Source organism: Bartonella doshiae NCTC 12862 = ATCC 700133 (genome assembly GCF_000278155.1).
Classification (GTDB): Bacteria; Pseudomonadota; Alphaproteobacteria; order Rhizobiales; family Rhizobiaceae; genus Bartonella; species Bartonella doshiae.
The window spans coordinates 244,018-257,212 of sequence record NZ_JH725096.1; the positions used below are offsets into that span (position 1 = coordinate 244,018).

The 13,195-nt window shown below is 38.5% G+C and carries 10 protein-coding genes; 3 read left to right on the top strand and 7 right to left on the bottom strand.

The features are described 5' to 3' along the window. The first annotated feature begins 2 nt into the window (after positions 1–2). Entirely contained in the window at positions 3–1,991 is a 1,989-nt protein-coding gene (locus MCS_RS05835; RefSeq protein WP_004856356.1) for a MacB family efflux pump subunit, read from the top strand. A gap of 1,132 nt (positions 1,992–3,123) precedes the next feature. On the opposite strand, the gene MCS_RS05845 is transcribed toward MCS_RS05835, so the two are convergent. The 6 genes from MCS_RS05845 to MCS_RS05870 all read right to left on the bottom strand — a co-directional run bounded on the left by MCS_RS05845 (position 3,124) and on the right by MCS_RS05870 (position 8,821). Further along, positions 3,124–3,798: a YdcF family protein gene (locus tag MCS_RS05845; RefSeq protein WP_004856358.1), complete on the bottom strand. Its 675-nt coding sequence runs from the start codon at positions 3,796–3,798 to the stop codon at positions 3,124–3,126. A gap of 4 nt (positions 3,799–3,802) precedes the next feature. Continuing rightward, the gene (locus tag MCS_RS05850) at positions 3,803–4,756 is read right to left on the bottom strand and encodes a cell division protein FtsX (RefSeq protein WP_004856359.1); all 954 of its coding nucleotides are present in this window, start codon (positions 4,754–4,756) and stop codon (positions 3,803–3,805) included. Next, a complete protein-coding gene (ftsE, locus tag MCS_RS05855) occupies positions 4,749–5,408 on the bottom strand; it encodes a cell division ATP-binding protein FtsE (RefSeq protein ID WP_004856360.1) in 660 nt (219 codons plus the stop codon). The genes MCS_RS05850 and ftsE overlap by 8 nt, the downstream gene beginning before the upstream one ends. Further along, positions 5,405–5,566, bottom strand: coding sequence for a hypothetical protein (locus tag MCS_RS08355; RefSeq protein ID WP_154645803.1), 162 nt, complete (start codon positions 5,564–5,566; stop codon positions 5,405–5,407). The genes ftsE and MCS_RS08355 overlap by 4 nt, the downstream gene beginning before the upstream one ends. A gap of 351 nt (positions 5,567–5,917) precedes the next feature. Then, entirely contained in the window at positions 5,918–7,876 is a 1,959-nt protein-coding gene (acs, locus tag MCS_RS05865) for an acetate--CoA ligase (protein WP_004856361.1), read from the bottom strand. A gap of 252 nt (positions 7,877–8,128) precedes the next feature. Further along, positions 8,129–8,821, bottom strand: a complete 693-nt coding sequence (locus MCS_RS05870) for a YggS family pyridoxal phosphate-dependent enzyme (RefSeq protein ID WP_004856362.1) — start codon at positions 8,819–8,821, stop codon at positions 8,129–8,131. Positions 8,822–9,000: 179 nt separating this feature from the next. Here MCS_RS05870 and leuS point away from each other — a divergent pair, with 179 nt between their 5' ends. Further along, entirely contained in the window at positions 9,001–11,643 is a 2,643-nt protein-coding gene (gene leuS / locus MCS_RS05875) for a leucine--tRNA ligase (protein ID WP_004856363.1), read from the top strand. After that, positions 11,630–12,226, top strand: coding sequence for an LPS assembly lipoprotein LptE (gene lptE / locus MCS_RS05880; protein WP_004856364.1), 597 nt, complete (start codon positions 11,630–11,632; stop codon positions 12,224–12,226). The genes leuS and lptE overlap by 14 nt, the downstream gene beginning before the upstream one ends. Here the strand turns inward: lptE and fsa are convergent. Further along, positions 12,223–12,876: a fructose-6-phosphate aldolase gene (gene fsa, locus MCS_RS05885; RefSeq protein WP_004856365.1), complete on the bottom strand. Its 654-nt coding sequence runs from the start codon at positions 12,874–12,876 to the stop codon at positions 12,223–12,225. The two genes, lptE and fsa, sit on opposite strands and share 4 nt — an antisense overlap. Positions 12,877–13,195: the final 319 nt, after the last annotated feature.

Below are 13,195 nucleotides of genomic sequence, written 5' to 3' on the forward strand. Positions count from 1 at the left end.
GCATGAAAACAGAGCAAGCAGATGCCGTCATTGTTTTGGAAAATATTGTACGCAAGTTTCCCGCGGGTGAAACATTTGTCACTATTTTAAAAGGCGTTAATCTTACCATTAAACGCGGTGAAATGGTAGCAATTGTGGGAGCTTCCGGTTCAGGAAAATCCACATTGATGAATATTCTAGGGTGCCTTGATAGAGCAAGTTCTGGGCGCTATCGTATTTCAGGAAAAGAAACATCTTCCCTTTCTGCTGATGAATTATCAGCTTTGCGGCGCAATCATTTCGGATTTATTTTCCAACGTTATCATTTGCTTAATGAATTGACGGCGCTTGGTAATGTTGAAATTCCAGCTATTTATGCAGGATGTGCCCCGGAAACGAGAAAAAAACGTGCCCAAGAGCTTTTAACACGCTTAGGTATGGGGGATCGTATAAATCATCGTCCAAATCAGCTTTCAGGTGGTCAGCAACAGCGTGTATCTATTGCAAGGGCATTGATGAATAATGCAGAGGTTATTCTGGCCGATGAGCCAACTGGTGCATTAGATAAACAAAGTGGACAAGAAGTATTACGCATTTTGGATGAGCTGCATCAAGAAGGGCGCACCATTGTTATTGTAACGCACGATATGCAGGTGGCCGAAAGAGCAGATCGTATTATAGAAATTAGTGATGGAGAAATCATTGCTGATAATATATCAAAAGTTACAAAAATAAAAACAAAAACGAATGATCAATCTTTTCATGAGAAACAAAATTTAAAAGATCAACAATTTCTCAGTTTTTTTCGTTCTTTTTCTGAGCGGTTTCGCGAAGCATTTATTATGGCGTTGTTGGCAATGAATGCACACCGAATGCGGACTTTTTTAACGATGCTTGGAGTGATTATCGGTATTGCTGCAATTATTGCAATGGTGGCTTTGGGAAATGGTACACAAGAAAAAATCTTAGAAAATTTTAAAAGTTTAGGTTCTAATACATTGACAATCTTGCCTGGAAAAGGCCTTTCTGATCCACAATCGGATAAAATAACCAGTTTGGTTGAAGCGGATGCAGAAGCTCTTTCAGGGTTGCCTTATGTTTCTGGTGTAACACCACAGGTTTCAGCAAGTTCTACGGTGCGTTTTGGGGCAGTCGAAGCCAATGCTATGATTAGCGGGGTAGGAGAACAATTCTTTCAGACACATGGATTGAATGCTGTTCAAGGTCGGTTGTTTGATCAGAAAAGTGTACATAATCGAGCAGTGGATCTTGTGATAGAAAAAGCAGCTATACCTATTCTTTTTCCTCATAGTCATGAGAGTCCACTTGGAAAAGTGGTCCATGTAGGAAAAGTTCCTGCACGTATTATTGGTGTGGTAGATCCCCAAAATAATGGAGGTGCATCAAATACGTTACAACTTTATTTGCCTTATACAACCGTGCAAACACGTTTTATTGGAACAACACAGGTTCAAGCAATTACAGTAAGAATTTCCGATGATGTTGATTCTCATTTAGCAGAGGATATGATCCAGCGTTTTTTAGTGATGCGTCATGGTGAGGAAGATTTTTTTATTAGAAATTCTGAGTTTTTTCGTGAACGTATCATGGAGAGTACACATATTTTAACGCTTTTGGTTTCTTCAATTGCCGCTATTTCGTTGATTGTGGGTGGTATTGGGGTGATGAATATTATGCTGGTTACAGTTTCGGAACGCATCAATGAAATTGGAGTGCGTATGGCAGTTGGTGCACGTCAGAGTGATATTTTGCAGCAATTTTTAATTGAAGCAATTTTGGTTTGTATCATTGGAGGTGGTTTGGGAATTCTGTTTGGACTTTCTATCGGTGGTTTGTTTATACTCTTTAAGGCACCTATCCATCTGATTTATACACTTGATTCAATCGTCGTATCCCTTACCTTTTCAACCCTTATCGGAATATGTTTTGGTTTTTCTCCAGCGCGGCAAGCTTCACGACTTGATCCTGTTGTTGCTCTCTCACGCGATTAAGTGTCGAAATTGCAGAAAATTATAGTGGTTATTGTATTATAAACTTTGATTTATAAGGATAAATTATCTTTTTGTACTTTTAATGAGACATTCGAATATCATAGGATTCTCTTATTTCAAATTCTTTTATGATGAATCTAAGAAGCATTTGTTTACACGTCATAAAAGTAATCCACTTGTGAATAAATATCTTTGAAGAAAAGGGTAAAAATGATTCTTATGAAGTATCTCAATGTAAGATTTGGTTGCGTCGCTATAGCAAATGTAATGTCATCATGATGTTTTGGGTGCGCTCCTCTTAAGCGTAAAGATGGTAATTCCCAGTAAATTTTCGTTATACCCTTCAAGGGTCGTGCTATGAGATGGGGTTGGGGATAATGAGAGATATTTTTTACAAGCGTGTGTGCAATGAGCAATACAATATTGTTCGTGAAGTGCATGATTCCTTTAAATAGTGCGGTAAACAAAAGTGTGAGGCAATATGTGAATTTTCTTATTGAAAATACATTGCTGTGGATGTTTTTGAAAATCATAAAATTGAATGAAAAGGTGACAGTAAAGATAAAAATGGGTTTTCATCTTTATGGTTTTGTGTTTTTTCATAAATGAGGTTGTCTATTCGTGTGAATATGAGGTGGTATATTCATGAAATAGGAGTTTTGCTTAAAAAGCTCTTTATGATAAGCCATGTATCGATTTTTTGTTATGCCTAATCCTTAGTGATGAGATGCTTTCTTTTTTAAGACTGCCTTCTGCAATCACAGTATCTTTCTTAAAAGCAGCTTTTAGTATAGCGTCATAATCATCTAGTATGAAGCTGTTTCAACTTTTTGATTGTATTTTAAAAGTGTTATTTCCGAATAAATTAGTAAAAACTTCAGTGATATAGCATTGTTTTTTTAAGAGAGGGGGTTTGAAGAAAAGATTCAATTTTAACATTTACTCTGTTGCAATGTGTTGATTGCAGAAAGTTTATTTCTATATCTTGTTGTGATTTACATTGTTGCAAAGTGGTTTGAAATTGCAAGCATCACTGTGATGCCTATGATCTATGATTGAAAATGTCGTATGCGTATAGTTAATATCGTGAAGAGATTTATTGAAAAATGCGCAGAAAATCCGTGTGCTAAGATCAAAATGCGGTTCTCATGTATACTTCGAGAGTTTTGATATATTGAAATATAAGAATACGTATTTGATTAGCTTGTTGTATAGGGCTTTCAATATCGTTCTTTTTAACTGGGTAAGCAATGAAATTAATATCAGGCATTAAATATTTTAGTTCGCGTAAAGAGCGCCACATGTGATAATCGTGGGTGACGATATAAAGTGTTTTATAGTGGTATTGTTTGATCCAATCTGCACTTTCCTCTGCGTTTCCTTTTGTATTAATCGCTTTATGGCCTATGTCAACGCAGCAGGCGAAGAGCTGGGGAGTTATATGCGTGTTGCGTATGTATCTATTGAGATTGGTTGCCGTGTTTACGCCACTGATTAAAAGCCGCGAACCAAGCCCTTGTTGCAAGAGATTAAGTCCCGTCTCTATTCGGTTTTCTCCACCGGTAAGAACGATGATTGCATCTGCTTTTGGCAAAGGGGTTGGTGGTTGAAGCCGTTCGGTTTTTTCAGAAAAAACAACAAAACCAGCGCAGAAGAAAAGAACTATACTTAAAAGAAAAAGTGCTGTGGGTGGCAAATAGCGAAATAAACGGTGAAGACGCCATATTCCGCATGAGGTATGCTTTGGAGGAGATGATTCTAGAGTATTTTTTATCAATGATTGGGAATCGTATAGATTGTGGGTCATGAAATTAAAATAAGCCGTTTTCGCATTGATCAATTTTTTTTAATTGTGCCAAAATAGTTATGCGATTTGTAAGCATTGTCAAAAAAGAAACGAAAAAAATAAGTCCAATAATTTTTCCATAAGGGATGGAACTGATGGAAACATGCCCAAACAAAGCGGTCACTTGGCTTGCTTCAGTTTTTCCTAGGCTGTAGTTGGTCCAGAAGGAAAAAACAGTAAATACAAATATACTTATAGCACCACCGTATAATGCACCGCGTAGTGCAGTTTTTAAAAAATGCCAATCAAATTGTTGGGAAATGAAAAGGCTTTCTGTACCAAGAAAATATAAGACATTAATGATATGCGCATTCTCTGCTAGCGCATTGCGTGTCGCAAAAATAATTGTGAGTACAAGTGATCCTAGAACCAGAGTTAAAATTATAAAGCCAATGAAAATAGTTATCTGTGCCATTGTTGTAAAACGATCGATCCAAACACGATGATCATCAAATTGACCTCCTGGAATTTGTGTTTTGATGGCTTGACTGATCGCGTTAAAATCGATCTTTTCATTCTCTTTTAGTGTTACAATAATGAGTCGAGGAAGTGGTAATTCCCTTAAGCTTAAACCTGTCCCAAACCATGGTTCGAGTAATTCTTCAGTGGCTTTTTGGTTAACAATTGTGGCATCCTGTACGCCATGAAATGTTTTCACCAATTTAACTGCATCGCGGAGGGATTTTTCAATATCAACATTTTCAATGGGGTGTATTTGAATTGTCGCTTCATAGCTAATTTGATTGCCCCAATTATAAGCAGCTCGTTGCATTAAATCAACACCGATTAATGTTAGACTTGAGAGAAATGTCATAATGGCAATCACTGCAACTAATGCTTTTCCAGAAATATTGTCACTGGGAATAATCGCTGTTGTATTTTTTTTATTTCGTGTAAAAATTAGCAAAGATTTATTCATGAATTGTCATCCGTCCGTTATGGAGAAGCATACGCCGTGCTGCGACTTGTTCCATCAGCGCAATATCGTGGGTAGCAATGATGACAGCTGTTCCAAAACGGTTTAATTCAATAAACAAACGTAATAAACGCTTTGCTAAAGGGGGATCAACGTTTCCTGTTGGTTCATCAGCTAAAAGAATTTCAGGTTGATCAATCAGTGCACGTGCAATCGCTACTCTTTGTTTTTCTCCGCCGGAAAGAACCGGTGGAAGAACATGAATATGATTTCCAAGGCCTACCCAACAGAGAAGATCTTCTACTTCACTGCGATATGTTGCTTCTTCTTGCCCTTTAATGCGTAAAGGTAAAGAGACATTTTCATAGGTGGTCATGTGATCAAGGAGACGAAAATCTTGAAAGACAACACCGATACGTTGTCGTAATGCAGGGAGCTCTTGTCGTTTGAGCAATGCTGTATCGTTTCCAAAAAGATCAATATGACCGCGGGTTGGTTTAAGCGCCAAAAACATAAGACGCATCAACGATGTTTTACCGGCTCCAGAGGCGCCTGTGAGAAATTGAAATGATCCTGGAGGAATATGAAAACTAATATCACGAAGAACCTCAGGCCCCATTCCATAGCGCAGGCCGACGTTTTCAAAATGAATCACTTGTCGTCACCACTTCTGCTTCTTATTTGTATGCCTGTAGAACTTTTTGCTCTCATTGTTTTAAGTTTTTGCAGACGCATATACTCTACAGTCTTCAATGCTTTCCCTGCAATCATTTCCTGTTTATGTTCAGAAATATTGTCTATTTTCAGAGACATTGAGAATATCATTTTTTGTTACGCTTCCCTTTTTTGAAAACTATTTTAGCAGGAATATCGCGGTGATTCTAGCAGAAACACGCAAATCATTTGACGTGTTTTGCATTCAGCTATGATTTTTCTTTGTTTTTGCAGTGAGTAAAGGGTATTTTGTGCTTATTGTATCCATTTGTTGTAGGTACATATACTTTACAGTTTTCAATATTTCTTTTGCAAATTTTACCGATTTATATTGAGAAGTGTTGTTTGTTGTAGAGATCTTGAGAATATTATTCTCTGTAGCATTTTCTTTTTGAGTAAAATTCACGGTGGCTCTGTCAGAGATGCTAGAGCCACCATGGATATTTTGATTTAAGCTGTAGCCTTTTTGTTTTGGCAGTTGGCAATCAGATCATCAATGACTTGTGGTTCAGCAAGGGTTGAAATATCTCCTAGATTATCAAAATTATTTTCCGCGATTTTTCGTAAAATACGTCTCATAATTTTTCCTGATCGCGTTTTGGGTAATTGAGGGGCAAACTGAATTTTGTCCAATAAGGCAATAGCACCGATTTCTTTTCTGACATGTTGAATTAGATCTTTGTGCAATTCTTCACTTGGAGTTATACCTTCCATTAAGGTGACAAAACTGTAGATTCCTTGCCCTTTAATGGGATGAGGATAGCCAACAATTGCTGCTTCTGAAACAGCATGATGAGACACAAGGGCTGATTCAATTTCAGCTGTTCCTAACCTATGTCCAGAGATATTGAGAATGTCGTCAACACGTCCAGTAATCCAATAATAGCCATCGCTATCACGTCTACAGCCATCGCCTGTAAAATATTTTCCTTTATAGGCTGAAAAATAGGTTTGAATAAAACGCTCATGGTCATTGTAGAGGGTGCGCATTTGACCAGGCCATGAGTCAATGATACAGAGATTACCTTCACCTTCACCTTCTAAAATATTTCCTTGGTTATCAATGATTTGTGGTTGAACACCAAAGAAAGGTCGTGTAGCTGAACCTGCTTTGAGCGCTGTTGCACCAGGCAAAGGTGTAATCATATGCCCTCCTGTTTCTGTTTGCCACCATGTGTCGAGAATAGGACAGTGGTTGTTGCCAACCTTATGGTAAAACCATTCCCATGCTTCTGGATTAATCGGTTCTCCTACAGTTCCTAGAAGACGTAAGGACGTTCGTTTAGAGTTTTCTAAAAAAGAATCACCAGCACCCATTAAAGCGCGAATGGCAGTTGGTGCGGTATAGAGCGTATTCACTTTGTGTTTATCAACGATTTCCCAAAATCTGCTACGATCAGGAAAAGTAGGGATACCTTCAAACATTAAAGTGGTTGCACCATTGCATAGAGGTCCATAAACTAAATAAGAATGGCCGGTAATCCAGCCAATATCTGCGGTGCTCCAGTAAACTTCATCAGGATGATAATCAAAAACATATTGATGTGTCATCGAGACATAAACAAGATAGCCAGCTGTTGTATGTAAAACACCTTTGGGTTTTCCTGTTGAACCAGAAGTGTAAAGAATGAAAAGTGGATCTTCAGCATTCATCTTTTCTGGTGGACAATCTGTTTGGGCATGAGAAATTTCTTCATGGTACCAAAAATCACGCCCTTCTACCCAATTTATTGTTCCACTGGTGCGTCGTATGACTATGACTTGATCGACATGCACATGATGGCGTGCTGCTATTTCAATAGCATGATCAACATTGTCTTTTAAGTTAATGCGTTTTCCTCCACGCAAGCCTTGATCTGCGGTAATAATGAAGGTTGATTCGCAATCAATAATGCGTCCTGCTATTGCTTCAGCAGAAAATCCAGCAAAAATGACCGAATGAATGGCTCCAATACGAGCACAGGCTAACATAGCGTAAACCGCTTCGGGGATCATTGGGAGATAAATGGTAACTTTATCGCCTTTTTTAATTCCATGGTTTTTTAAGATGTTGGCAAAACGACAGACATGTTCATAAAGCGCATTATAGGTTATTTTTTTATCATGATGTGGATTATCTCCTTCCCAAATGAGAGCAATACGATCACCATGATTTTTTAAATGGCGATCGATGCAATTATAGGCAACATTTGTTATTCCATCTTCGTACCATTGAATAGAAACGTTACCATCAAAAGAAGTATTTTTTACTTTTGTATACGGTTTAAACCAGTCAATGCATTGGCCATGTTTGCCCCAAAAGGTTTCTGGATCATGGATACTTTCTCGATACCATTTTTGGTAAGTATCATCATCAATAAAAGCATTTTTTTTGATATCTGTCGGTATTGGATATATTTTTTCAGACATAGTTCCCTCTCTTTATTTATTATTTTTATTTAGAAAAATCTGCCGCTGTATTTTGCCTCTTTTTAGCAGAAATTTCTTATAAGCTTTTCTTTAAATGAAAAACTTTATTTAGAGACTAAAATAAATTGCAAAGCTTTGTATAGTTAATTTTTTAAAGTTTAACGCAAATTATATTTATGCGCGCATTTTTATACTGTTTTTATGATTATTTTGTTGTAGAATGCTTAAATGTAGTCTTGTTTTGTCATGGAATTAGACTGAACGTTTTCCAAATAAAGCAGAGCCAATGCGAAGAACATTGGAGCCAAATTGAAGAGCTGTTTTAAAGTCATTGGACATTCCCATAGAAAGTTTTGTGAGACCAGCTTTTTGTGCTAATTTTGCTAAGAGTGCAAAATAGGGACCTGGATTCTCTTGGACTGGGGGAATTGCCATAAGACCAATAATATCAAGGCCATAGAGTTCTTTGCATTGGGTAACGAACTGTGTAACTTCTTGTGGTGCAAGTCCACTTTTTTGGGGTTCTAATCCAATATTGACTTGGACATAGCAGGGGAGATGTTTTTTTTGCTTTTGCATTTCTTCAGCTAAACTTTTGGCTATTTTTTCGCGATCAACAGTTTGAATGACATCAAAAATTTTTACTGCTTCTGCTGTTTTATTTGATTGTAAAGGGCCGATGAGATGAAGTTCAATGGTTTCAAACTGTTGACGTAGATGAGGCCATTTTTCAGCCGCTTCTTGTACGCGGTTTTCTGCAAAGAGAGATTGTCCAGCTTGTAAAAGGGGAAGAATGCCTTCAACAGAAACAGTTTTTGAAACAGCAATAAGTTGAACATCTTCTGCAGGACGCTGTATGTCTTGGCATGTTTGAAAAATCTCTTTTTGAATGTTTTTCCACGCTTCAATGGAAGAGTTGATGGGGGGAGTAGTGCATATACGCATATTTTCTCACTTTCTGTTTTTATTGAGGGGTTTTTGTTTGCGGGTTTAGCAATGATTTATAAGAGTTTTGTAAAATACTTAGTGAAATATTTACTGAAAATGTTGACGACGGGGTTAATCCATGGTGAAGCATAAAACAAGTTTTTTGATTTAATTTTATTATAAAGAGTATAATGGGAATGACGATTGAACGTTATAATTTAGGTGAACGCTATAATCCACGTGCTCAAGAACAAAAATGGCAAGCGATTTGGGATGAAAAGAAAATTTTTCAGATGGCCCAGGAAGATCAGCGTGAAAAATATTATGTTTTAGAAATGTTTCCTTATCCTTCTGGTCGCATTCATATGGGGCATGTGCGCAATTATGCCATGGGGGATGTTGTTGCACGCTATAAACGGGCAAAGGGATTTAATGTGCTTCATCCTATGGGATGGGATGCTTTTGGGATGCCGGCTGAAAATGCTGCATTGCAGAATAAAGTGCATCCAAAAGAGTGGACTTATCAGAATATTGCAGTCATGCGTGGTCAATTAAAACAATTAGGGCTTTCTCTGGATTGGACGCGTGAATTTGCAACTTGCGATGTGGACTATTATCACCGTCAACAAATGTTATTCCTCGATTTGTATCAAAAGGGGTTGGTTGCTCGCAAAGTGGCTAAGGTGAATTGGGATCCGGTTGACCATACCGTTTTGGCAAATGAGCAGGTTGTTGATGGGCGGGGATGGCGTTCTGGTGCGCTGGTTGAACAGCGTGAATTTACGCAGTGGTTTTTTAAAATTAGTGATTTTAGTGAAGATCTTCTGGCAGGACTTGAAGAGCTTGAACAGTGGCCAGAAAAAGTCCGCACTATGCAAAAAAATTGGATTGGTAAATCACAAGGCTTATTGATTCGGTGGGCTTTGAAGTCAACAGAGGAGGTTGATGAAGAGAAGGCGGAGTTTAAAGAGGTTGTCTGTTATTCAACACGGCCTGATACGCTCTTTGGAGCCTCTTTTTTGGCACTGTCTGTTGATCATCCTATTGCACAAGCCTTAGCGAAAGAAGATAACAAACTGAGCGATTTTATCGAAAATTGTCGCTGTGGTGGAACAACAACTGCAGCTCTTGAAACAGCTGAAAAACAAGGCTTTCGTACGTCGTTGTTGGCTGTTCATCCCTTTGATTCAACAGTACACATTCCCGTTTATATCGCCAATTTTGTACTTATGGATTATGGAACAGGAGTTGTTTTTGGTTGTCCTGCTCATGATCAGAGGGATTTGGATTTCGCACGTAAATATGATCTTCCCGTGCAACCGGTTGTTTTGCCAAAAGATATGGATGCGAAGGATTTCGTGATTGCTGAAACGGCTTATACTGGTGATGGGGTGATGATCAACTCCAGTTTTTTGGATGGTTTAACACCACAACAGGCTTTTGAAGAAGCAGCAAAAAGGCTTGAGAGACAAATGCTTAATGGTCAACCTCAGGGAGAAAGGACCGTGCAATTTCGTTTGCGTGACTGGGGAATTTCGCGTCAGCGTTATTGGGGATGTCCAATTCCTATGATTCATTGTGCAACTTGTGGGGTTGTTCCTGTACCGCGTGCTGATTTGCCCGTTGTGTTGCCTGATGATGTCACTTTTGATCAGCCTGGCAATCCGCTTTTGCGTCATGAAACATGGCAAATCGTTTCTTGTCCTGTCTGTGGTCAATCTGCAAAACGCGAAACCGATACTATGGATACATTTGTTGATTCTTCTTGGTATTATGCGCGTTTTACCGCACCTTGGGCACAAGAGCCCGTAGATAAAAAGGCGACAACGGAATGGTTACCTGTGCAACAATATATTGGTGGAATTGAACACGCTATTTTACATCTTCTCTACGCACGTTTTTTTATGCGTGCCATGAAATTGATTGGTCATGTCACTGTAGATGAGCCTTTTAAGGGGCTATTTACCCAAGGGATGGTCGTTCATGAAACCTATCGGGATGGTCAAGGTTGGGTTTCTCCAGAAGAAATTTCAATTGTTGAAAAAGAGGGAAAACGCTTCGCTTATAAATTAACAGATCAAAGTGAAGTGAAGATTGGTTTGATTGAAAAAATGTCAAAATCAAAAAAGAATGTCGTCGATCCTGATGATATTATTGCATCCTATGGAGCCGATACAGTGCGTTGGTTTGTGTTGTCGGATTCTCCTCCTGAGCGGGATGTTATCTGGACAGAATCTGGTGTGGAAGGAGCACATCGTTTTGTACAACGCGTTTGGCGCTGTGTAGCTTTGAGTGCACCAGTTTTAAAGAATGTTGTTCCATGTGCAGGGCATCAGGGAGCAGCTTTGGAACTTTCAAAAGCCGCGCATCGCACACTTTGTGCTGTAGAGGATGATTTGGAAAAATTTGCTTTTAATCGGGCGATTGCACGCCTCTATGAACTCTTGAACATTATGGTGCCTTTATTAAATAAAGTGGTAAGTATGGAAGAGGAAATGAAGGCATCTTTACGTCAAGCAATGGATTTTTTCCTTGCAATGATTGCGCCGATAATGCCTCATTTAGCGGAGGAATGTCATGCTGCTTTAGGAGAAACATCACTGCTTTCTGAGCTTTCGTGGCCAGTTTATGATCCTGCATTAACTGTTGAAGATTGCTATATTTTGCCGGTACAGATTAATGGTAAAAAACGGGGTGAGGTTACTGTTTTAGCAACAGCAAATGAGGCGATGATTCAAGAAGCTGTTTTGGCTCTTGATTTTGTTAAGGCGCATCTGGTTGAAAAAACTGTTAAAAAAATGATTATTGTTCCAAAAAGGATTGTTAATGTCGTTTTTTAAAAGCTTTATCCTTATAATTTTAGCTGGTTTATGTACATTTTTATCTGGATGTAGAATTGAACCACTTTATCACGAAATGTCGCAGATTTCGATGACAATAGACTCTGCTTCTTATGGAGATGCTGTGTCCGATGGTCAGCTTGCTGGTAAAAATTCTGTGGGGCTTACTGCAAAGCTTGCCTCTATAATTATTGAAGAACCTGTAGATCGCTTTGGTCAAATGGTGCGTAATCATTTGTTGTTTCTTCTTAATGGAAAGGGCATTAAACCTTCAGCTCCAGCTTATCAATTGGCATTGGAAACATCGGTGATGACGCGCAACTCTGTACATATAGAGATGGGGCACGAGAGCAAAAGAATTCGACCTACCATGGGAACCGTGGTGGGGGAAGCTTCTTATCGCTTACGAGATATGAAAAATGTTCCCATTGCACAAGGAATGGGAACGATACGTGCCTCTTTTGAACGTCTTCACCAAGAATATGCAACTTTGCAAGCAGAAGAAGATGCCAAAAAGCGTGTGGCAGAAGAACTCGCTGAACAGATTTTTATGCTGATTTCAGAAGATCTTGTAAAACATTAAGCGATATTTTGACTGGTTTTTTTCCAATCATTGAGGAATATTTGCAAGCCTTTGTCGGTTAAAGGATGTTGGACTAGCGTTTTTAAGACTTTTGGTGGAACCGTTGCAACGTCTGCTCCGCTTAGTGCTGCTTCTTTGACATGATTAACGGTGCGGATGGAGGCTGCCAAAATTTTTGTTTTATAGTCGTAGTTGTTATAGATTGTACGAATTTCATGAAGAAGTTCGCAACCATCTGTTCCGCAATCATCGAGTCTACCGATGAATGGTGAAACAAATGTTGCGCCTGCTTTGGCGGCTAATAAAGCTTGATTAGCAGAAAAACAGAGTGTGAGATTTGTCTTTAATCCTTGTGCTGTAAGCGCTTTACATGCTTTCAACCCATCAAGCGTTAGAGGAAGTTTAATGCAAACATTGTCAGCAATTGTTGCTAATACATTTGCTTCTTTCATGATGCTGTCAAAGTCTGTTGCTGCGACTTCTGCAGAGACGGGTCCATTGATAAGGGTACAAATTTCTTTTGTCACATCAAGAATATTGCGTCCCGATTTTAAAATAAGAGAGGGATTGGTGGTGACACCATCAACCAAGCCTAAATCTTGTAGTTCTCGGATCTCTTCAATATTGGCGCTATCCACAAAAAATTTCATCTCCAACCTCCTTGGTTTTTTCATTCTTTCTTCAAAGTTTGCGATGTTTCACCTTATTTTTGTTATGCGCTATTGTTTATTGCAAAAGCAAGGGGAAGGATGACTGTCTTAGTATGGTAAGATGAATTTGAGATGTAAAAAGGAAAAAATTTAAGTGTTAAGAAGAGAATAAATGTAGAAAAATATGCTTATATGTTCCCTTGAGGAATGTGTGCATGAATGTGGTCATCTTGGATAAAATGTTGTTGGTTATGATGCGATGAGAGGTCATATGAAAAAGGATTTCTTATAAAGGTATCAAAAAAGAAGAGATGCAAAA

What these genes read in the sequence shown, in the direction of transcription:
- leuS (WP_004856363.1), top strand. Translation starts at nt 9,001, where the DNA reads ATGACGATTGAACGTTATAATTTAGGTGAACGCTATAATCCACGTGCT.
- fsa (WP_004856365.1), bottom strand. Translation starts at nt 12,876, where the DNA reads ATGAAATTTTTTGTGGATAGCGCCAATATTGAAGAGATCCGAGAACTA.
- MCS_RS05870 (WP_004856362.1), bottom strand. Translation starts at nt 8,821, where the DNA reads ATGCGTATATGCACTACTCCCCCCATCAACTCTTCCATTGAAGCGTGG.
- lptE (WP_004856364.1), top strand. Translation starts at nt 11,630, where the DNA reads ATGTCGTTTTTTAAAAGCTTTATCCTTATAATTTTAGCTGGTTTATGT.
- MCS_RS05845 (WP_004856358.1), bottom strand. Translation starts at nt 3,798, where the DNA reads ATGACCCACAATCTATACGATTCCCAATCATTGATAAAAAATACTCTA.
- MCS_RS05850 (WP_004856359.1), bottom strand. Translation starts at nt 4,756, where the DNA reads ATGAATAAATCTTTGCTAATTTTTACACGAAATAAAAAAAATACAACA.
- MCS_RS05835 (WP_004856356.1), top strand. Translation starts at nt 3, where the DNA reads ATGAAAACAGAGCAAGCAGATGCCGTCATTGTTTTGGAAAATATTGTA.
- MCS_RS08355 (WP_154645803.1), bottom strand. Translation starts at nt 5,566, where the DNA reads ATGTCTCTGAAAATAGACAATATTTCTGAACATAAACAGGAAATGATT.
- acs (WP_004856361.1), bottom strand. Translation starts at nt 7,876, where the DNA reads ATGTCTGAAAAAATATATCCAATACCGACAGATATCAAAAAAAATGCT.